The organism is Vibrio sp. D3 (genome assembly GCF_043995865.1).
Taxonomy (GTDB): domain Bacteria; phylum Pseudomonadota; class Gammaproteobacteria; order Enterobacterales; family Vibrionaceae; genus Vibrio; species Vibrio diabolicus.
Genome location: NZ_CP171886.1, coordinates 1,487,906 through 1,509,827 on the forward strand (window position 1 = coordinate 1,487,906; position 21,922 = coordinate 1,509,827).

Here is a 21,922-nt window from a genome sequence, read left to right on the forward strand (position 1 = left end):
GAGGCTAATGAGCGGGTTATCGAGGGGAAAGAGGGAAACATAACGTGGTCACAACACTAACCACGTTATGTTCAGTTTGAAGCTTTAGAATTTAAAACGGATACCAGAACAGTTGTGTGTCCATAACACGCTTGCTGATCGCAGCAATCACTATCACCGCAATCCCCGCCATGCAGATCATATCGGCTTTGGTAAGTGGTTTTAGGCTGTACCAAGTGCGAGATGAGTGACGGCCAAAACCACGTAGCGTCATCGCGTTTGAGATTTGGTCGGCTCTGTCCAAACTAGAGAAAATCAGAGGGCCAAGAATCTTCGCCACGTTCTTCATACGAGTGAACAACGGAGCCTTCTTACTCAGTTCTACTCCGCGTGCTTGTTGCGCGTGCATGATGTTAACAAAGTCCTTTTTCACTTCCGGCAAGTAGCGCAGCGTTAAGCTCACGGCATAGGCGATTTTGTAAGGCACACCCAAGCGGTTCAAGCTGGCTGAAAACTCCGTCGGGTGAGTGGTAAATACAAACACCAACGCGATTGGGAACATGCTGAAGTATTTCAACGTCACTGTTACTAAGTAAAACAACGTCTCTTGAGTGAGCGAGTAATTACCGGGTAACGAGAGTAAAACCGTCGATGAGCCGATGAACTCAGTACCTTGTTGCGGTGCTAACGCGAACATAAACAGGGCATTGATCAGCAATACCGTGCCTGTACCGAGTAAAAGTGGTTTGTAGACATGAAATGGCACTTTGGTCATTTTCAATAAGCCCAAACCAAGCACGATCAACAGTGCAATGATTCGCAAGTCAAACGTGGTCAACACCACCGTTATCCAAGCAATGAAAAGCAAGAACTTAGTAATGCCATTCAACTTATGAAGTGGCGATTGGGTATCGATGTAGTTGATACCAAACTTCATCTTATTGTCTTTCATGCCACCGCTTTCTCTGGTTGGTTTACTTCGCTGCTTTTTTGTTGGCGGTGCACTTTTTCTACATTGATAAAATGCTGCATAAAGCCATTGGTGTCTTCGATGCAAACTTTCGTAGCCAACTCAAACAGACTTGTTGTGGTGAGGTTTGCTTGGTCTAGTAGCTCTGGACTGCTGAATACCTGCGTCATTGGTGCATCCGTGACTAATTTACTGTCTGCAATCACGATAGAGCGTGTGGTGTATTCCAGCACTAAATGCATGTCGTGGGAGATGATCATCACGGTTACGCCCAACTCGCGATTGAGCTTTTCGATGAAACTCAGCATTGATGTGTAGTTCCGGTAGTCCTGACCTGCCGTCGGTTCATCAAGGATCAGAAGCTCTGGTTCCAAGACAAGAATTGACGCAATGGTCACGCGCTTTTTCTGGCCATAACTCAATGCTTCGATTGGCCAGTGACGGTATTTGCTCAAACCACACAGCTCAAGGACTTTAAGTACTTTAGCTTCGATCTGTTTCTCTTCAATGCCACGATTACGGAGACCGAAGGCCACTTCGTCGAAAATCATGTGATTCGGGTTTTGCATCACCACGCCCACTTTCTGGCTGCGCTCGAAGATGGTCAGTTCGTTAAGATCTTGACCATTCATGCTCATTGAGCCGCTATCCGCTTCAATAACGCCCATAATCAGTTTGGTGATGGTCGATTTACCCGAGCCATTTTTACCAAGTACAGAGACAAACTCGCCACGCTTGATGTCAAAACTCACGTCTTCTAACGCGTTTTTCTCACCGTCGTAAGAATAGGTGAGGCCACAGACTTCAAGTAAAGTCTCGGCTGGTGTTTTAGGTCGTTGTGCTGTTGAACCATCAAACCATGCTTGTACTGCTGGTTTATATTGCTCTAATGGTAATGTGGTTAAGCTAGAAGGTTTTGCATCGCCCTCAATCGCGCAGCCTGCTTCTTTCAGAGCTGAAATATAAAGCGGTTCGCGGATACCGTAATCTTCTAGCAGAGGCGACGCTAAAATTTCATCTGGCGTTGTATCGGCAATGATTTCGCCGCTTTCCATCAAGATAATACGGTCAACTGAGCGATGCAGAACGTCCTCAAGACGATGCTCAATGATTACGATGGTTTTGCCTGTTTCGCGGTGTAGCTCATCGATGATCTCGATGGTTTTTTTACCCGTTTTAGGGTCAAGCGCAGCTAGTGGTTCATCAAACAAAAGGATATCGACGTCATCGACGAGAATGCCCGCCAAAGAAACACGCTGTTTCTGCCCGCCAGATAAATCGTGGGGAGAGCGATCTAACATCTGTTCCAAGTCGACCATTTTGGCCGTTGCTTTGACCAATGGGTACATGTCGATGTTAGAAGTCAGCTGGTTTTCCAGCGCAAATGCGATGTCTTCGCCAATGCTCAAGCCGACAAATTGGCTGTCCGTATCTTGCAGTACGGTGCCAACTTGCTCAGTGTATTGGTGCATGTCGAAAGGGGCGGTGTCTTGACCATTGATGGTCAGTGTTCCACTGGTTTCCCCTTTGATTGCGTGTGGGATCAGTCCGTTAAGACATTGCCCAAGGGTAGATTTACCACTACCACTTGGACCGATAATGACGATTTTCTCTCCTTTCTCTATCCTTAGATTGATATTTTTTAGCGTCGGTTTGTCCAGCGACTCATATCTAAAAGAGAAGTTAGAAAATTCGATTGTCATTCGACATTAAGCCTCTGTTAAGTTACGGCTTTGCTTGTTACGTTTAGCGACAGACTTAAGAATGAAGAAGCCAACAATAGCAATAAGAATAGTGTTACCGATCGCGATAATTGAAAGCTGGGTAAACACTTTAGTGAACGGTTCTGCGTATAAAATCGTGTCGAGGAATGCAGAGCAACCGTAACCAAATACGTTGCCTAATAGCGCAAGTACTACGAATAACGCGAAGTCTTTCATATTGAAATCGCCTTTCTCTAAACGGTAGCGCGTTAGAGAAGGGAATAGACCGATAATCAAACCAACAATACCTGAACCAAGTACCCAAGTGAGCCATACGCCCCAACCTGCGAATAGGTCAGTGACCCAGTGGCCAATAAAACCAACCAAAAAGCCAACAAGTGGGCCAAATAGTACTGAGAACAATGCTAATACTGCCATGGCTGGTTTTAGCGTTGTGTTTGCAAACACAGGGATGCCAAACATAGGTAAGCCACCGATGCCGTAAAGAGCAGCACCGATTGCAATAACCACAACGGTTTTAGCAGAAAGATTCATAGATAACCTCAGTTCAATGGTCGATTTTAAAGAACGTTCATTTATATTGTTGGAAAGCATTGGTTATTTGATTGTGTAACATATATACAAAACAACCAAGTTGCTTATTGTTTGCTCTATTTTTCTTCAGGAAATGTGTGATTTGATTCACGTATCCCTTTGACTGGCTTTGTTTTTTAGCAAGCATTAAAAATAAGGCGCGCATTATACAGAATATTGATAAAAGTGGGAATGCTATCTGTCTGGATGGCTAGAATGAAATCGGAGGCTGATTGTCAGCCCCCGATTACACTTTCTGATACTATTTTCATCGATAAATGAATGAGCTAGCTGTTCATTAATGGTCTAGGTACAAATAGTTCTGCCAGCTCTTCATGCGAATCAGCACTTTGCGCATCACTGACACGTGAGTAAAGCTGTCTGAGTAAACGGCGACTTCAACCGCGGTACCCATTGGTAGGTGGTATTCGCTCAAATCGTCCGTGATTTTCAGCTTCGCAAATACACGTCCGCTTGTGCGCAGGGCATCGGTACCAAGCAGAGCACCTCTGGCTTGAATTTGGCTTTCACCAATAGCTGGAATCACGTCGATGACTTCGCCACGGAATACCTTGCCCGGTATCGCACGGAACATAAACTCCGCTTCAAAGCCTGCCTTCAAACGTTGTAGCGAGTTTTGTCTGAACGCTGCGGTGTACGTAATGTCTTCGGTATGAACGAAGGTCATTGCAGGGGCAAGCGGCAACGGCACAGCCATCACACCAGGGCGCAAAGCCAATTGCGTAACGTAACCATCGGTTGGCGCACGAACGATGGTTTGCTCAAGGTTGAACTCTGCTTTACGTAGCTCAGCGAGTAGTTGCGCGACTTGGGTATTCTCACCGCCGATTTCCGACTCTAATGCGATCTGTGCTTGCTCTTGCTGCAAAATGGCAACGTCTAGCATGGCTTCTGCCGCTTTGTACGCTTGGCGTCGAGTATCTAGATCTTGTTCTGTAAACGCGCCGCGATCAAAGCCCCTTTGATATCGGCTAAATTCTCTTTGCGCTTTATCTCTATCGGCTTGCGCTTTCAAAACCGCCGCTTCTGCTTCTCTCAAGTCAGACTCTAAACCCAACGCACCTTGGCTTGCTTCTTTCACTTTCGCTTCAAGGCGTGCGACTTCCGCTTCAAAAGGCACAGGATCGATTTTGAAAAGAATATCGCCCGTTTTGAGCGGTTGGTTGGCCTGGACTGGTACTTCCACCACGCGGCCACGTACACCAGAGACGATAGGCGTAGTTGGGAACACTTGGTTACCTAACTGAGTAAATGGGTGGTTGTAGTTCATAAGAAGGACGAGTGTGCCCACCAACACTACGCCGCCAAGTACGGCTGTAGGTACGGTCCATTTGTTCAAAGGAATATTAAAGACTTTAAAAATGGCGATACAAAGGGCTGTATAAGTCAGAATCAGCAATAAATCCATTATTCGTCCTCTTTACTTTGTTCAGTCAAAGGCCTTTGCTGAATCTTTTGTTGTTTCAACATCGATACTTCGTTTTTGAGTTCGTTGACTTCGTCGATGAGCTCTTCAAGACGGTGATGAATGTCGTGCGTTTCTTGCTCAAGTTGTTTGAAGCCCCAGCCTCGCTCCTTGCGCCACAATGTTGCCCATATCCATAAAAATGGCCACAGTGCATGTAAAGTGAAAAGGCTAACCCAGCCTGCGTAATGAATTGCGTCTTGATGAGGGTGTTCGCGTTCTTTAGCAATTTCATACGGAATATCATGAATAACGATAATCCCGTAGAAGATCACCAAAGCAACGAAGATGAGTAACCCAAGTGCAAAATAGTCTAGAAACATCTTACCTGCCTGTGCTTGTTACCTAATGGAAAATCTTACGTAAATGAACAGTTTAAGTATTTGTCTTAACTATCGTTCAATCAAGTTATTTTGTACTTGAATTATGTTTATGCGATATCCGTATCGATTGCGATTCGAGGACAATAAGAAGTGAAGGCGACTATATTCAAACTAAGTAGTAATAAAGGAAGGAATAGAGAATCAAAGCCACGGTTATGCCCCAAGTGAAGATTGGGGCATGGTTTAAAGTTCGGTACAGACTTGGTTTCGGCCATTGGCTTTGGCGCGGTACAAGGCTTTGTCGGCGCGATAGAAGGTACGTTGGGTATTCTCTCCTTCTCGATGTAAGGTAATCCCGATCGATACGGTCAACCCCCGCTCGCCAAGAATATCGTCCCAACCATATTGATAAATGCGTTCGCGGTAATTCTCGGCATGCATTTCTGCCCGTTCTAGATTGCTATTCTCTAGAATGACAAGAAACTCTTCTCCGCCAAATCGCACACACGATGCACCTTTAAATTTGAAGTATCCTGCTAATTCTTGAGACACACGTTTAATCGCTTTGTCTCCAACAAGGTGACTGAGCTCGTCATTGATGGACTTAAAGTGGTCAATATCGATGACCATCAACGCAAATTCAGTATCGTGCAAAAGCAGGTCTTTGAGTTTGACTTCTAACCAGCGCCGGTTGTGCAAAGAGGTTAGCGGGTCAGTAAAGACATCTTGCTGTAGTTGGGCGACCGTATTCTTATGTTGTTTGGTGGTTTCCTTGAGTTCTTTGTTTTCAAGTTCTGACAAAATGAGTTTGAGCTGTAGCTCAAAACGAGAAATTCGACGTAATTGAGTAGAACCCAACTCACCAATTGGAATGTGTTTGACAAGGTCAGATTCAATGCGAAACGCTTTTTTTTCACAGTTTAATGCTTTCTGAAATAACCCTTGAGAAGCGTAAACTTGACTCATTGCGTTGTAAAAATGCTGAGCGACAAGAGGAGACGAGTGCTTCTGAATTCGTTTACCGATAGAGTCCAGTACTAAGTTGGCTAAAGAGATGTGTCCGACACCGTTTAGACAATATGCGGTCTCGATTTTGACCATTGTGGACAACCAGTACGTGGTAGCACTGCCCGTCGTATACTGAACATTCGAGATAGCAAGCAATGCGTTAGGGTAATCCTCTTGCAAACGATGCAGTTTGGCTCGGTAGAGATGAATTTGCGCAGCAAGGTTTTTATCACTGACGAGGATACTTAGCTCTTCACACTCACTCAATAATTCTTGTGCATCTGCGGTACGGTTCAAACTGATGTAACAGGCAAGCATGTAAAGTTTGTAGCGCAGACGTAGGGAGCGACTGCTAATGGCGTGATCGATCGCATCGATTTTTTGGTAATAACGCAAGGCGCGATGGTGATCCCCATAGGCATCGCACAAATTGCCCATTCCAATAATAGCCAGTACGTACTCATCAATATAGCCATATTCGACGGCGATATTCGTTGCAGCGACATACTCGGTTAATGCTGCGTTGTAGTCACCTACTTCTACTAAACGATCACTCAAGCTTGCTTTTACAGACAGAATATCTTCTACATCGTCGGGTAAAACGAGCAACTCAAGGGCTTGTCGTAGTTCTTCGATGCTGTCGTTGAGCTGTTTAATTTCTCGTCGATACTCGGCACTAATGATATAGCAATGTGCTTTTTCTCGGTTCGTGGATGCAATATGTAACCCGATGTGCTCCCACAGCGTAATCGCTTCTTCACCAGAGACGGAAGAAGGATCGATGCCTGCGTCAGTCACCTTGCTAAGCAGTTGTTCCATGCTTCATTACCTCAATATAGCTTTCTTCGAGTTGCTCCAAAGTGAATGGGAAGGTCAGGATATCTTGCAAATACAGTATCGGTTTGGGACCTTTTAGCCCGCGACGTTTCCATGGATAGATGTCTAACATTGCCTGAACCGTACGATAGACATCTTCTGCTGCTTGACCTTTCTCTGCAATTAACATAGCTAGTCTGTCACTGGAAATTCGTGAGATGAGATCACTTGAGGTCGTCAATGCATGAACTAGCTCAGTACAAACATCGAGAAATTCGGGGTTTGCATGCTGAATCATAATGATCGCGTGGTTGGAGCGTTTGAGCTCTGTTTTAAACAGAACTAACTGTTCCCACCAGTAGGTCTCGGACACAACATTAGAAAACTGCTTTTCAGGGTCATATTCATGTTGAGAACGGATTCGATTAATCAGCTTACGCGCTCGTTGCTCTAGCTGGCGTTTGGAGCCGCGTGCTTTATCCATACTGACTCGATGAGTCTGTTCTTTGAGCATTTTAAGTGCATGTTTACGGTATTTTTTAAACGCGTTAAACGCTGATTCAAAATCACCTTGCTCTTCAGCAACTCGAGATTGCTGAAAGCAGATCTGACTTAGTAGCTCGCCGTTGTCAAAACTAAGCGCGGACTCTTCTGCTGCGAGTAGTAACTTTGCTGCACTATCCGTATTTTTGCGCAAGAGTTCGAGCCTTGCGCGGCTAATAAACGAGTGTGCTTTCATCCAAATTAGATCATGTTCAATAGCGAGTTTATGGGCCTTTTGTGTGGCTTCTTCTGCGGCATCAAGGCGTTCTAGCCCAAGTAGCGCTAGGCCTTTAAAGTCCCAGATTTCGGCTTGCCATGTGCTGTCATCATGATCTTTTAGTACTTCGGTTGCACCATCCAGCACAGTGAGCATTTCGACAAATTTATTCAGTAAGTAATAGTCCCAAGCCAACAGGATACGAGCTTTGCCTTCCAACCAAGCAATACGGACGTTGTTTGCCACTTTCACGGCCAACTCATGAGTGGAAGCGGCAAGTTGATGCTCATTTGTGATGCGCCATACGTTGCCAAGCCCAATTAGAGATTCGATTTGAATTTCAATATCATCAACGAGGGCGGATTGTTCGAGTGCATTAATCCAATATTGTTGGGCTGAGTAATACTTTGCTTGTCCCCAATATTGAAGAGCAAATAAATGAAGAATTTCGGGCAGGTGGTCGTCGGTTTCAAGTTGGGTTTGCTTGCTGTAGGCGTCTTTGACTAGCTTTAAGCCTTGTCGGTAATCCATTAGGCACCAACAGCACTGCGCCATTATCAGCAATGCTCTGATTTCACCATCCACAAATAAAATTTGCTCCGCGCGGATACGGTATTGCTGCGCAATACTGAAGGTGTGTTCAGGGGCCGTTTTTATTTGGCCTTTAAGCTTTTTGAGCTCATCTTCTAGCTGAATTTGGTTTTTATCCAACGTTCACATCCATGACTATCGAACTGGAATTCACACCTAATATTAAGTGGTTAGATGCATGTTTTATTACCAAAACGATGCGGATAACGCTTTGGTAAACGATTAGGTGCCGTAATGTATACTGTCACAGCCCCTAATTACTACATCTAAATGCCAATAGTTACGATAGGAGCTGTTTGATGGTCAAAGGAGCATCAGTGACTTCTAGCCTTTGTGCGGCGGTAAGACCCTGCTTATCCTGATAGCACAAATTATGCCAAGCTCTGAATATATCTAAAAGAGGTAAAATTCCAGCAGGTCGTAATTTGCGACGTGGCTCGTTAATGAAGCTTTCGAAAAGGATCTGGAAGCGATTTTGATAGAACTGCACATGGCGAGTTGTTGCAACGTTAAACCATTTCTCGGGCTCATTTCTATCACCTGCAAGGTAGCAAATGCCTTTATGGCTTTCGTCTTGAGTGGAGATCGCCCAGCGATCTCGCCACCAGCTCATATAGGCGATATCGACCTTGCCAAAAGGTGTGCTCATGTCCCAATTTGCATCTTCTTCTACGTACATCAAGTCGACATTTTTCTCTTTAATTCGAGACAAACAAACGCTCAGTGCTGCCGAACGTAGTAGGGGGTCTTGAGGCATATATAGAGATACACGTTTGTTGGGGCAACACATATCAAGTACATGCAGGTAATGAGCGTATGATGTGTAAGGCGGACGAACTAATGCACCTTTAGATGGGTAATGGAATACGGAAAGATTACCAAGAGGATCTTCCACGTTACCGCGAGCCAAAATGGTTTGGTATTTTTGGTCAATACGCTCACGCAGGAGGTTCGAAGGTTCCGCTGGCGGTTCACTTGCTTCCGCTGTGTACTCTTGGGAAACAAAACGAGAGACCTCGTCGTACGGGTTATGGTCTAGCGTGGCGATTGGCTCTTCATCAGCAGAATAGTTCACATGTTGACAAAGAATATAGCCTGAGTGGGCTTCACCAGAAACAATCCAGTAGACACCATTATTGCTGTTTGGCTGCAATGCAACATAATTTGAGGCCAATTCATAGTGCGTTGCGTGGTTTACCCAACGAGCATCAATAGTGGCTAATTTACGGCGACAGCGACTCGCAATATGATCAACATGATCGTAAAAGGTTTTCGGGTTGATACTGAGTTTTCGGCAGATCTCGCGCACAGAGTAACCAGTAAACAATAAGCCCATTAAATTCTCTTGGAATTGTAGCTTTTTGTTCGCGCCTGACCATTTATCAACAAAGGTACTTTGACACGCTTTACAACGGTAACGTTGACGATCACCACTGTAACCGAAAGCGTGGTAGAGGTGTTTATGTGTGTGGACGGATAGTCCAAAGTTCTCGCAATCATCATTGCGGCACGCAGGCAACCCGTCACTGTGGACGTGTCGCAGGCGATGAAGTTCGTTCACGACATCGCGATTGTTAAGTAAGGGGGGGAAAGCTCCACATTCACGGCATACCATCGCCGGACGTTTAGGGTTAGCATGTTGCAGAACGTAACGCTTTGCATCACTCAATCCAAAGTTGTCACACGCCAATGTTTTACAAAAGTTGAGTTGTAACCCATCTGCGTCTTTTGGCAGTTCGCCGTTAGACACAATCGCCCCCTCGGGATAATTCGGGCAGCCAGCAATAACTCTGGCTGCAAATTATTACTTACTACTTGTTCTTAGATGTTGATTGCGGTTTCTAGCGCAACTTTCATCATGTCGTTGAACGACTTTTGACGCTCTTCTGAGCTTAGTTTTTCGCCACGGATGATGTGGTCAGAAACCGTTAGGATAGTTAACGCCTTCGCACCTAGGTCTGCAGCAACACCGTAGATACCAGCCGCTTCCATGTCTACACCTAGGATGCCTAGTTTTTCCATCTTCTCGAAGATGTCAGCTTCTGGTGTGTAGAACAAGTCTGCAGAGAATACGTTACCAACTTTCACTGGTACTTGTTGAGCACGCGCTTGATTTACCGCTTCTTCTAGAAGGCCGTAGTCAGCGATTGCAGCGAAGTCGTGGTTGTTGAAACGGATACGGTTCACTTTAGAGTCTGTAGAAGCTCCCATACCGATAACAACGTCCATTAGGTTAACGTCGTCACGTACCGCACCACAGCTACCTACACGGATTACGTTTTTCACACCGTATTCTGCGATTAGCTCGTGTACGTAGATACAGCAAGAAGGGATACCCATGCCGTGACCCATAACAGACACTTTTTTGCCTTTGTAAGTGCCAGTAAAGCCGAACATGTTACGAACGTCACAAACTTGCTTCACATCTTCAAGAAACGTTTCTGCGATGTATTTAGCACGTAAAGGGTCGCCTGGCATTAGAACCGTTTCAGCGAAATCACCTGGTTGTGCATTGATGTGTGGGGTTGCCATAAGTGCTCTCCAAAGTTTTGTTTTGATAAAACGCCTCTAGTATAGAACGCTATTACCAATTCTGTTGAACTTGTTCGTTTTCGTTGAAGCAATAATATCGGGACGTACAGTGGCCCCTTGAGAGCTTAGTCACAAAAACCACGCTTTTAGAAACCATGAACGTCATTGATAACTAAATCTGTTGAAAGCAAAAGAGCAATCGATTCGCTTTTGAGCGATTTGTCGATTGCGCGCACAAAATGGACTCTGAGAACATCAAAAACTTTTGAGAAAGCGCTGATCGAAATGCTCTTGAGAAGAGTAAAATGATTAAATTGTACAGTTTATTTTCTTGTACAATCTAAAAAGTCTTGCTATAAGTTATACAACAAAACATTTTGTATAGGGATGCGTCATCATGGAATCTTCAATCAAAGTAGGTATCAGTTCTTGTGTTTTGGGTGAACGAGTTCGTTTTGACTCTGGTCATAAAGTAAGTAACTTTGTGACTAAAGAGCTCAGCCCATATTTTGACTTTGTTTCGGTATGCCCCGAAGTGGGTGTCGGAATGCCAGTGCCGCGACCAACAATTCGTTTGATTTCCGAAGAAGAGCGTGTGGCGCTGGTAGAAACTAAAAATCCAGAAAATGACCATACCGATAATATGCTTGCTTACTCTGCTAACAAAGTGGAGGAGCTACAAAGCGAGCAACTTTGTGGTTACATCGTCTGTGCCAAGTCTCCAACTTGCGGTATGGAGCGCGTCAAGGTTTATAGCAAAAATAACGCAGCGAAAGAAGGCGTCGGCTTGTACACACAAACGCTGATGAAAAAAATGCCTTGGTTGCCCGTCGAGGAGGATGGCCGACTCAACGATCCTGTATTAAAAGAAAACTTTATTACCCGAGTATTTTGCCTAAACGACTTTTATGACTCGATGGACGGAGAGCCAACTCGAGGCAAAATTATCGATTTTCATTCGCGCTATAAGTTGACCTTGATGGCGCATCACCCTGAGTCATACCGCTCTCTTGGTCGTTTAGTTGCCGATGTCGCTAGCTATAAAATCGAAGAATTCTATCAAGAGTATCGCTTAGGTCTTATGAAGGCACTTGCGAATCGTGCTAGCCGAAAAAACAACACTAACGTACTAATGCATTTACAAGGGTATTTTAAGCGCGCTTTAACTAAAGACGAAAAAGAAGAATTAGCAACAGTAATTCATGACTACCGCACTGGTACATTGCCATTATTAGCACCGTTGACATTGATTAAGCACTACTTAAACACTTACCCAGATGAGTACTTAGCAAAACAGAAGTTTTTAGAACCGTATCCGCAGGAGATGAGATTACGCTATGGTTTGTAGTTCAGAAGAAAAACTATACGCGATCCGAGATGTCGCAGAAATCACGGGTGTGAAACCAGTTACGCTAAGAGCTTGGCAGAGAAGATACAATTTGATCCAGCCGCAGCGAACAGAAAAAGGGCACAGACTTTATCGACAGCAAGATCTCGATACGATTCGTGAAGTCCAGAGTTGGCTCGCGAAGGGGATTGCCATCGGTAAAGTAAAGGGACTTTTGGGAAAAAGTGCTGACGTAGAAGTCAACAATGAAGTTCGTACTCTCGAAGAAGTAGAAACCATGTTATCTGCACTGTCGAAACTGAATCGAGGCAAAGCGGAGAGCTTACTTGCCTCTGTTCTCAAAGAGTATCCATTGAACTTGGTTATTGAACAATTTATTGACCCTGTATTTGACGCGCTGGAGATGGTTAAAGGATCGCTGAGATCGTTGCAGATGGGGTTATTTCAAACTTGTTTGATCACTCGTCTTGCCCTTGTTATCGACTCTGAAAACAAAGCCGCTTCCAAAGGGAAGTGCTTGCTTATCAGCTTTGAACAACATAGGGAAGCAGAGAGCTGGATTCAAGCGGCGAAGTTGTGTGAGCAAGGGTATCACACGACGTTGATCGACAAAGTTGATGATGTCTCTGGTTTACTGGAGCACGAAGTTGTTGATAACTACTCGCTCATTTACCTGTTTTCCAATAAAGCGCTGGCAGCTAAGCAAGTGGAGTCCATCAAAATGCTTCAAACACGTTTTGGCGAACGTATTGGATGTTCTGAAGTGATTGAGAAACTGCACCTAACAGAGTAGACGAAACGAAGGAGACACCATGATCTTAGTATGGTTTCGACGTGATTTACGAACGTTAGACCACACTGCACTTAGGGCGGCGTTAGATTCAGGTCAGCCTGTTGTCGCTTGTTTTATCGCGACGCCAGAGCAGTGGCGAGAACACCACATGGCGCCGATGCAGGCGGATCTCATTGCTCGTCGTTTAGAGTATCTCAACGACGAGTTGGAAAGCCTGAATGTTCCTTTTTTATATAAAGAGGTGCCGTCGTTTTCTGATTGTACCGAAGTGATTAGTGGATGGGCGAAAACACTTGAAGCAACGTCTGTTATGGCGAATATTCACTATGAAGTGAATGAACGAGAGCTCGATGCACAAGTGAATGAGGCGCTAGCTTCCCATGATATCGATTTTGAACTGTTTCACGACAAATGTGTGCACCCACCAACGACGGTTCTCAATAAGCAAGGTGAGTATTTTAAGGTATTTACACCATTCAAACGTGCTTGGTTGACGCAGTTTCAAATGCCAGCGGTAACAAAGCCTCACGAACAAGCGCCGCTAAGCAGTAAACTATTGGAACAATTAGAGCCGATTCGATTTAGTTCAGACTTCACGTTTAGCTATCCTCGAGAGTCCAGCGAGGATTGGTTTGCTTCGACCAATGATGTTTTAAAGCAGCTTAGGGAATTTGCTCGTGAGCGCAGTGATGCTTACAAGGAAGATCGAGATTTTCCGGCTATTGTTGGCACCAGTCAACTGTCTCCCTATCTTGCGATTGGTGCATTGTCACCAAGGCAATGTATTGCTCGCTTGTATGCTGAAAACCAACAAAATGACCTAACAGAAGGGAAAGCAACTTGGTTGAGTGAGATCATTTGGCGTGAGTTTTATCAGCATCTGTTGGTTTTCGAACCAAAGCTCGTTAAAGGCAAAGGCTTTATCGACTGGGAAGATAAAATTCAATGGTCTTATGATGAGCAGGCTTTTGAGCGATGGAAGACAGGAGCGACAGGGTACCCGATCGTCGATGCAGCAATGCGTCAGCTCAACCAAACAGGCTGGATGCATAACAGGCTTCGCATGGTTGTCGCGAGCTTTCTCACCAAGGACTTACACATTGACTGGCGTTGGGGCGAAGCGTACTTCATGAGTAAGTTGGTGGACGGCGATTTCGCAGCAAACAATGGTGGTTGGCAGTGGTCTGCATCGACGGGGTGTGATGGGCAGCCGTACTTCCGTATTTTCAACCCGATAAGCCAAGGTGAGAAGTTTGACTCTGATGGTCAATTCGTGCGCCACTGGGTGCCTGAAATCAAAAGTGTGCCAAACAAATACATCCATAAACCTTGGACTTGGGAGGGATTTTCTTTACTGGAATATCACAAGCCGATGGTTGATCACAAGACAGAAAGAGAGATAACCTTACGGCTCTTTAAAAGTGCCAAGGAATAAAGTGAAATGCTTAGCAAAAAGCGATCAATGAGTTTCGCAAAACGTACGCTGTTATCTGTATCGTTATCTTTAGCGAGTGGTTTGTCATTCGCTAAAATGTACGAGCTACCAGAGGATGGCAGTCGTTTAATTGGTCGCCTTGAAAACCACGTCGTGCAAGAAGGCGAAACCATGGCAAATATTGCCAAGCACTACGATGTCGGGATGCTAGGTTTAATGGCGGCAAATAAAGGCGTGGATCCCTTCTTGCCAGAAGAGGGACACGTTCTTACTATTCCAACACAACTGATCCTCCCAGATGTACCCCACAAAGGCATTGTCATCAATTTAGCGGAATTGCGCTTATACTACTTCCCGAAAGGGGAAGATATTGTGCATGTATTCCCCGTGGGAATCGGGCGAATTGGGCGAGACACCCCGGTGATGACAACGCGTATTAGCCAAAAGCGTCCAAACCCTACGTGGACGCCGCCAGCCTCGATTCGTGCCGAGTACAAAGCGAAGGGCATTGACTTGCCAACCGTTGTACCTGCCGGTCCAGACAACCCACTTGGGATGTTTGCATTGCGTTTAGCCTACGGAAATGGCGAGTACCTTATTCACGGTACCAACAAAGATTTCGGCATCGGCATGCGCGTCAGCGCGGGTTGTATTCGTATGGACCCAAGCGACATTGAATGGTTGTTTGAAAAAGTTCGTAACGGTGAAGAAGTGAATATCATTAACCAACCAGTGAAAGTATCACTAGAGCCGGACAGAAGTGTATTTTTAGAGGCACATGAGCCATTGACTCGCAGCAATGGTGAGAAAGATCACCTACAGGTACCAAAAGAGTTAAAGTGGTGGCTGGATGAGTTCGGACTGAAAAATGTGAAGGCTAAAGCAGCGATTGCCGCACAGAATGGGGTTCCTGTCGAAATAACCGCGCCTTAACAGGCGTTAAGACGCGGTATCAAATCTTACTTAGTGTAAGACTGAGCGATGTTATCGATACGCTCGTTAGCACGCTCAGCTTCTTCTTGAGCAGCCATTGCTGCTGCACCTGATTTTTGAACGTCAGATTGAAGAGCTTGTACGTCTTGGCTTAGTTGGCTAACTTGGTTGCTTAGTTCGTCTAGTTTTGCTGCATTTGCTGTTGCTGCGTCATCAGAAGAAGCACAACCTGCTAGTAGAAGTACTGAAGTTGCTGCAGCTGCGATCAACGTTTTGTTCATATAAGAACTCCTTGCTTATAGTGAAAGTCTCGCTACCAACTATTATTTTATACAGTAGCGAGGTTAAATGTGGATACATTTTATCAGTACATGATGTAGCAAAAGTCAAAAAAACCCAAGAATTTCATGGAGTACCTGACGTCAACTTTTACCTGAGCTTAACAAAGGTGAGTGAATTATCCTCTCCCTTATTCCCACAACAGTTCTCATAGCAGGTGTTTTTGCCACGTTCCTGATATCAATAATTTAGACGATATTGACACAAATGAAAGTTTCTCGGCGCAAATAACTGCATTTACGCAGTTTTATTGGAGAACGAGAGGCGCACCTTGAGCTCGCTTTTCTCTAAATCTTAAGCCAAGCAGCTGACCAATAAAGCGAGGGTTTGTTCTTAATTGAGCCGCAAATGATGTTTTGTTTTCATCCGTGGGAATTAGTTTGTGTGATCTCTATCTATACTCCTATGATTTGCGGTATTATACCGAGCTTTATTTTTTTGCTGCGTTAGAGCGGAAACGACATTACAGAGCGCTCAGACGCTGACTGATTTATTGGAGAATACTTTGCAATTTAAAGATCTAGGCCTAGACAACCGATTGTTGAAGAACCTAAAACACTACGATTTTAAAAAACCAACTGACATTCAAAAGCAGGCTATTCCTGTTGCGATTGCAGGCAAGGATTTATTGGCATCTTCGAAAACGGGTTCGGGCAAGACTTTGGCGTTTGTATTACCAATGCTTCACAAGTCTTTAAAGACAAAATCGTTTTCTGCCAAAGACCCTCGCGCAGTTATTCTTGCTCCCACTCGTGAGCTAGCGAAACAAGTGTATGGTGAGCTTCGCTCTATGCTTGCTGGCCTATCTTATGAAGCTGCATTGATTTTGGGTGGTGAGAACTTTAATGATCAAGTGAAAGCACTGCGCCGTTACCCGAAATTCATCGTGGCGACACCAGGACGTCTGGCTGACCACTTAGAGCACCGCTCGCTTTACCTTGAAGGTTTGGAAACTCTGATCCTTGATGAAGCAGACCGTATGCTGGATTTGGGCTTTGCACCAGAGCTTCGTCGTATCCATAAAGCAGCTAAGCATCGTCGCCGTCAAACATTAATGTTCTCTGCGACGTTGGATCACGCCGACGTAAATGACATTGCGGCTGAAATGCTTAATGCTCCGAAACGTATTGCTATCGGTGTTTCTAACGAAGAACACAAAGATATCACGCAAAAATTCTACTTGTGTGATCATCTTGATCATAAAGAGGCGATTCTAGATCGCGTACTTTCAGAAGCAGAATATCGTCAAGTTATCATCTTCACGGCGACGCGCGATGATACAGAACGCCTAACAGCGAAGCTAAACGAGAAGAAACTGAAGGCTGTTGCATTGAGTGGTAACTTGAACCAGACTCAACGCAATACGATCATGAGCCAGTTTGAGCGAGCGGTATTCAAGATCCTAGTGACAACAGATGTCGCTTCTCGTGGCTTGGATATTGCGACAGTGACACACGTCATTAACTTCGATATGCCAAAGCATACTGAAGAATATGTACACCGTGTTGGCCGTACGGGCCGTGCTGGTAACAAGGGTGATGCGATTTCTCTTGTTGGTCCAAAAGACTGGGATAGCTTTAAACGTGTAGAAGCTTACCTACAACAAGATCTTGAGTTTTCAGTATTCGAAGATCTGAAAGGTAAGTTCAAAGGCCTGAAGCCACCTAAGCCAGATTTCCGTAACAAGAAAGCGACAGCGAAGAAATCACGCCCTCAAGCGAAGAAGTCGGCTAAGAAACCTGTTAAACGTGACAAGAGTTTCTACAAAAACGTATCAGTGGGTGATGATGTGTTCATCCCGAAGAAAAAGCCAGCGGCACCAAACTCTGAAGAGTAAAAGTCGCACCAGTTTTCAACTGATTTTAGTTTTTCAAAACCCGAGTGTTCGCACTCGGGTTTTTTTATGCTTATCTCCAGGCGAAATGATGTCTTTCTATACTAACGTGTTTGCTAGGCTTTTATATTTATCTGGTTTTATATAAACAGCATAGATCGCTAATTTAGAGAGATATTAAGTTTTATCACCTCAGTCCAAGCAAACGTTTTTCCTCACATACTAGATAAAAATTTCACATGATTATGAAAATGATAATTGATCTCATTTTTATTTAAGGGCAAAATACGCGCCATTGTATTAATCCTATAAATGAATTCGCTCTCTATATGAAATTTACTCATGTTTTTTTAGGGCTCATAATTACCTCTAGTTCTTGCTTTGCCGTTAATGACTTTAATTGGTTGCGAGATGACGCTCGTAAAGATGAGCGAGTTCTTACCTACCTAACAGAGCAGAACCGTAAGACTGAACAGCATCAAAAAAAATATCAGACGTTGACGCAAGATCTGCTCGCGCAGTGGGAAGCCATGGTGGCAGATAAAGGTGATAAACCATGGTCGATCGTAAATGGACGCGAATGGACGTTAACGCGTCGTGACAGTGGTTATGTGTTGCTATCACGTTCGAACCAGTATGCACAAGAGAACACAGTATTTGATTTCTCTGAACGTCAATCTGCATATCCGTATTATCAAGTAGGGCAGTGGCAAGTAAGCGGAGACACTTTGCTTTTCACTGAAGATATTGATGGAAGCGAGCAATATCGCGCCGTGGTTGTTGATTTACTCTCTGGCCAATCTACGGAGCTGGCAACGCACGTCGATAGCGGTGTATTGCTTTCACCTGATGGTAAGATGGCTTACCTCGTTTCGAAGGAAATGCGTACACAGCGACCTCATCAGATCCTACGCATCTCCACTGAATCTTCGGCTAAAACCGTTGTATGGCACGAATACAAATCAGATTGGTTACTTTCTTTCTACCGTGCGGCAGATAGCCGTTACGTGGTGCTGCAAAGCAACAACGAGTCAACCACAGAGCAGAAGCTTGTTGATCTAGAAACGGGCACCGTAAGTGATTCACTGAGAGTGCCGGAAGCGGGCGTGGAATATTACGCGGATGTGGCGAAAGGGCGCGTTTACATCAACAGCAATCTTGAAGGTACATTTGCACTTTATCAAACCGATCTAGCACCTCTTAGCGCAACATGGCAACGCTTTACGACCCCTCGTGAACCGCTTGGCCAGTTCTACCTTTATGATGCAGGAGTTGTGGCACTCAGTAAGCCGAACAACGTAGCGACATTGACGGTGTATTCATACCAAGGTCAGGAAAAAGTGATACTGCCATTAGAACAGGATGGCAATGTCGCTTGGTTGAGCACGTTGGGCGATTTTGAATCAAACAAGATTCGTATACGAAGTATGTCGATGACTACGCCTCCTCAGAGGGAAGAGTTCGATGTAAAAACGCTGACTAAAACCTTGTATTCTCAAGATGCTTACCAAGATTTTGATAGCCAACGTTATGTCTCCCAACGCATTTTTATCAAGCACGATGGTGTTTCTGTCCCGGTCTCTTTAGCGTATCGCAAAGACAAATTACACGCGCAATCACCTGTGATGATTTACGGCTATGGCGCATACGGTTTTACGATGAAGCCCTACTTTATGCCTCAAGTCATAAGCTTGCTCGACCAAGGCGTGATTTACGCTATCGCCCATGTTCGCGGCGGTGGGTACTTTGGCGATGAGTGGCACGAGCAGGGCCGTGGTGTGCGCAAAGCCAATTCTATTGGTGATTTTGTCGCGGCCGCTAATGCGCTGCAAACGTTTGAACGCGGCAATAGAGAGATTTTTGCCATCGGTTCAAGTGCTGGTGGCACGTTGGTCGCGGGAGCGGTTAATCAAGACCCTAAATTATTTTCAGGTGTCGTGCTTAAAGTACCTTTTGTTGAAGTGGTAGCAAGCATGTCGGACACCTCACTTCCGCTGACCACACAGCAGTATGGCGAATGGGGTAACCCAACCAAATCTGAGCAATTGGCGCTAATGAAAGCGTACGATCCAATTCTCAACATTCATAAAGACGCTTACCCACCCATGCTGGTTCAAGTCGGTTTGATCGATCAGCGCGTGCCTTACTGGGAAGGTGCCAAGTATCTCGCCAAGGTTTCCGCGCTAAGTGAGCTCGACGGGCCGTACTTGTTGCAGACCGATTTTAATTCGGGCCACCAAATGGACCCACGACAAGCGCAAGAACAACAAGCAAAAGAATACGCCTTTCTTTTATCACTAATTAAAACATCTAAAGCGGAGCAGTAAATGAAGCTTACCCCAGTGTCAGCGGCAGTACTTTCGGTACTAGCTGCCAGCCCAGTGCACGCCAAATCTGACGTTTTCTCTATGGAAGAGGTCGTGGTGACGGCGAATCGGATTGAACAACCAATGTCTGAACTAGCAGGCAGCGTCGCAGTTGTCACTAGCGAAGAGATTGAACAAAAGGGCGAAACAGAGCTTTATGATGCGCTGCGTCATGAACCTGGGGTAAGTGTGTCGGGTGGCGCTGGGCGTCCACAAAACATCACGATTCGAGGCATGACGGGTAACCGCATTATGATCATTCGTGACGGCATTCGCTCAGCAGACGGTTTTGGTGCGAATGACAGCAATGACAAAGTGGGCCGCGATACGTTTGATCTTTCTAATTTGGAATCATTAGAAGTAGTGAAAGGGGCGAGCTCCTCAGTCTTAGGTTCTGGTGCTATCGGTGGCGCTGTGATTCTAAAATCCAAACAGCCGGGCAAGTTTTTAAAAGATCGTGACTTTTATGTTGATGCCACGGGCACGTACACGGGGATCAGCAATAAATACAAAGGCGCGAGCAATCTGGCATTTCGTTCTGGCGACACGGAAAGCTTGGTCAACGCGGCGTATTGGCAAGGTGAAGAGACGCGTAACTTCAGCCAAGATTTGTACAACCGCGATTTGGATGGTTACAGCGCGTCATACGCCATCAATCATTTCCTCAATGATGAAGTGATGGTCAAAGCGCGTGCCGAACTTTATCGGCAAGACCAACAACGCCTGGAAGGTTCGCCATCTATACAGAAGGATGGCAAATGGCATATCGAAGACTTCGCAGAAGATGAATCGACAAAAGAGTACAGCGCTTACATTGGTGCAGAGGTTACACCGATTAATCCAACTTGGTTCGAAGAGTTAGATACAAAGGTCTACTGGCGCCACACCGAAGTGGTGGAAGACACGAATCGTTTAATGAGACAAGTTGACCACAATGGTTTGACTGTTAGACGTCGCGAGCTAGAACACAAAACCTTCATTGACGAAACAATTGGCTTCCGTGGTGATTTCACCAATACGATTTATGCTGCAAATGCTGAGCACCAATTGGCTTACGGTATCGAGCTTTCTACTGACTATTATGAACGCACAGATAGCGATTCCAAGATTGATTGGAACGGGGTAACGCCTTCGACCAAACAACCTTTCGCTCCTGCTCGCGCTTATAACATTGGTCTGTACGTTCGAGACATGGTGGAGCTGGATAAATGGACCATTACAGGCGGCCTGCGCTTTGATGCGCATCGTCTAACACCGGACGGTGAGGGTGAAGTGGGCGGCTTCCCATTAAAAGACATGGATAGCTCAGAGGTATCTCCAAGCCTATCGATTTCTCGTGAAGTGTTTTCCAATAACATCGCTTATGTATCTTATAACCACGGTTATCGTGCTCCGGAATACGACAAAGCGTATGGCTTCGTAAACCATGACTTTGTGCCGCTAACGCCGTTTGTCATTGCACCGAACATGGACCTAGAGGCTGAAACTTCGGACTCCTTTGAAATCGGTAACAAATTCGATAATGGCCGCGCGCAACTTTACGTTTCTGCGTTTTACAACAAGTTCCAAAACTTCATCGATGTTGTTACCACAGGGCAAGATAACTTCGGTAACTACATCAAGCAATACCAAAATTTACACGGCGTTGAAACCTACGGCGCAGAGCTTTCTGCTGCGTATGCTCTCACTTCGTCTTGGAAGCTAAGTACCAAGCTTGGTTATGTTGACGGAAAGGACGCCGAAGGCGAGTACGTTCGTAGCATCACACCTTTCGAGGGCAATGTTGGGCTGAACTATCAGCAGCAAGACTTTAATGCGTTCGCGACGTGGAACTGGGCTGGTTCGATGGATCGTGTGCCGAGTTGCCAAACGTCACTTGGACAAAAGACCGAGTGCGCACAAACAGATTCATGGAACACGCTCGATTTGGGGGCAAGTTACCAAATCACCAAAGATTTTCGTTTGAGTGCGACCATCATCAACCTGTTCGACAAAGAATACATTCGCTACCAAGACGTTGCTGGCATAGCAGATGAGAGCAAACGCTACTCAACGGAACCAGGTCGTTACTTTACGGTTAACGCGAAGTACATCTTTTAGTAGGAGCCCAGC

17 protein-coding genes are annotated in these 21,922 nt (G+C 45.3%); 7 read left to right on the top strand and 10 right to left on the bottom strand.

Features of this window, described 5'->3' with window-relative positions; translation table 11 throughout:
• Positions 1-91: 91 nt before the first annotated feature.
• The 9 genes from ACHFJ9_RS06505 to deoD all read right to left on the bottom strand — a co-directional run bounded on the left by ACHFJ9_RS06505 (position 92) and on the right by deoD (position 10,762).
• The gene (locus ACHFJ9_RS06505) at positions 92-931 is read right to left on the bottom strand and encodes an energy-coupling factor transporter transmembrane protein EcfT (protein ID WP_053808305.1); all 840 of its coding nucleotides are present in this window, start codon (positions 929-931) and stop codon (positions 92-94) included.
• Positions 928-2,652, bottom strand: a complete 1,725-nt coding sequence (locus tag ACHFJ9_RS06510; RefSeq protein ID WP_395354343.1) for an ABC transporter ATP-binding protein — start codon at positions 2,650-2,652, stop codon at positions 928-930. The genes ACHFJ9_RS06505 and ACHFJ9_RS06510 overlap by 4 nt, the downstream gene beginning before the upstream one ends.
• 6 nt (positions 2,653-2,658) lie before the next feature.
• Positions 2,659-3,207, bottom strand: coding sequence for an ECF-type riboflavin transporter substrate-binding protein (locus tag ACHFJ9_RS06515; RefSeq protein WP_005375133.1), 549 nt, complete (start codon positions 3,205-3,207; stop codon positions 2,659-2,661).
• A gap of 337 nt (positions 3,208-3,544) precedes the next feature.
• The gene (locus ACHFJ9_RS06520) at positions 3,545-4,675 is read right to left on the bottom strand and encodes an HlyD family secretion protein (RefSeq protein ID WP_301577331.1); all 1,131 of its coding nucleotides are present in this window, start codon (positions 4,673-4,675) and stop codon (positions 3,545-3,547) included.
• Positions 4,675-5,055: a DUF3302 domain-containing protein gene (locus ACHFJ9_RS06525; protein WP_006741936.1), complete on the bottom strand. Its 381-nt coding sequence runs from the start codon at positions 5,053-5,055 to the stop codon at positions 4,675-4,677. The genes ACHFJ9_RS06520 and ACHFJ9_RS06525 overlap by 1 nt, the downstream gene beginning before the upstream one ends.
• A gap of 243 nt (positions 5,056-5,298) precedes the next feature.
• On the bottom strand, positions 5,299-6,882 hold the full coding sequence (locus ACHFJ9_RS06530) for a diguanylate cyclase (RefSeq protein ID WP_167427747.1): 1,584 nt from the start codon (positions 6,880-6,882) through the stop codon (positions 5,299-5,301).
• On the bottom strand, positions 6,866-8,350 hold the full coding sequence (locus tag ACHFJ9_RS06535) for a tetratricopeptide repeat protein (RefSeq protein WP_047009573.1): 1,485 nt from the start codon (positions 8,348-8,350) through the stop codon (positions 6,866-6,868). The genes ACHFJ9_RS06530 and ACHFJ9_RS06535 overlap by 17 nt, the downstream gene beginning before the upstream one ends.
• 160 nt (positions 8,351-8,510) lie before the next feature.
• On the bottom strand, positions 8,511-9,980 hold the full coding sequence (locus ACHFJ9_RS06540; RefSeq protein WP_005394913.1) for a hypothetical protein: 1,470 nt from the start codon (positions 9,978-9,980) through the stop codon (positions 8,511-8,513).
• Positions 9,981-10,051: 71 nt separating this feature from the next.
• On the bottom strand, positions 10,052-10,762 hold the full coding sequence (gene deoD / locus ACHFJ9_RS06545) for a purine-nucleoside phosphorylase (protein ID WP_005394915.1): 711 nt from the start codon (positions 10,760-10,762) through the stop codon (positions 10,052-10,054).
• Between the two features lie 397 nt (positions 10,763-11,159).
• Here deoD and ACHFJ9_RS06550 point away from each other — a divergent pair, with 397 nt between their 5' ends.
• From ACHFJ9_RS06550 to ACHFJ9_RS06565, 4 genes are read left to right on the top strand one after another with little or no spacing between them, the layout of a single operon-like run.
• The gene (locus tag ACHFJ9_RS06550) at positions 11,160-12,110 is read left to right on the top strand and encodes a YbgA family protein (RefSeq protein ID WP_395354348.1); all 951 of its coding nucleotides are present in this window, start codon (positions 11,160-11,162) and stop codon (positions 12,108-12,110) included.
• Positions 12,100-12,903: a MerR family transcriptional regulator gene (locus ACHFJ9_RS06555; protein ID WP_182036012.1), complete on the top strand. Its 804-nt coding sequence runs from the start codon at positions 12,100-12,102 to the stop codon at positions 12,901-12,903. The genes ACHFJ9_RS06550 and ACHFJ9_RS06555 overlap by 11 nt, the downstream gene beginning before the upstream one ends.
• A gap of 19 nt (positions 12,904-12,922) precedes the next feature.
• Positions 12,923-14,338, top strand: a complete 1,416-nt coding sequence (phrB, locus tag ACHFJ9_RS06560) for a deoxyribodipyrimidine photo-lyase (RefSeq protein WP_395354351.1) — start codon at positions 12,923-12,925, stop codon at positions 14,336-14,338.
• Positions 14,339-14,344: 6 nt separating this feature from the next.
• Positions 14,345-15,271: a L,D-transpeptidase family protein gene (locus ACHFJ9_RS06565; RefSeq protein ID WP_005394922.1), complete on the top strand. Its 927-nt coding sequence runs from the start codon at positions 14,345-14,347 to the stop codon at positions 15,269-15,271.
• 26 nt (positions 15,272-15,297) lie between these two features.
• Here ACHFJ9_RS06565 and ACHFJ9_RS06570 read toward each other — a convergent pair whose 3' ends face one another.
• Positions 15,298-15,552 carry an Lpp/OprI family alanine-zipper lipoprotein gene (locus ACHFJ9_RS06570; protein WP_005375145.1) on the bottom strand — a complete coding sequence of 85 codons (255 nt, stop codon included), beginning with the start codon at positions 15,550-15,552 and terminating at the stop codon, positions 15,298-15,300.
• 551 nt (positions 15,553-16,103) lie between these two features.
• On the opposite strand from ACHFJ9_RS06570, the gene ACHFJ9_RS06575 reads away from it, so the two are divergent.
• From ACHFJ9_RS06575 to ACHFJ9_RS06585, 3 genes are all read left to right on the top strand, one after another.
• Positions 16,104-17,447, top strand: a complete 1,344-nt coding sequence (locus tag ACHFJ9_RS06575) for a DEAD/DEAH box helicase (RefSeq protein ID WP_047009779.1) — start codon at positions 16,104-16,106, stop codon at positions 17,445-17,447.
• Positions 17,448-17,773: 326 nt separating this feature from the next.
• Positions 17,774-19,771, top strand: a complete 1,998-nt coding sequence (locus ACHFJ9_RS06580) for a prolyl oligopeptidase family serine peptidase (protein WP_395354354.1) — start codon at positions 17,774-17,776, stop codon at positions 19,769-19,771.
• A complete protein-coding gene (locus tag ACHFJ9_RS06585) occupies positions 19,772-21,910 on the top strand; it encodes a TonB-dependent hemoglobin/transferrin/lactoferrin family receptor (protein WP_395354356.1) in 2,139 nt (712 codons plus the stop codon).
• Positions 21,911-21,922: the final 12 nt, after the last annotated feature.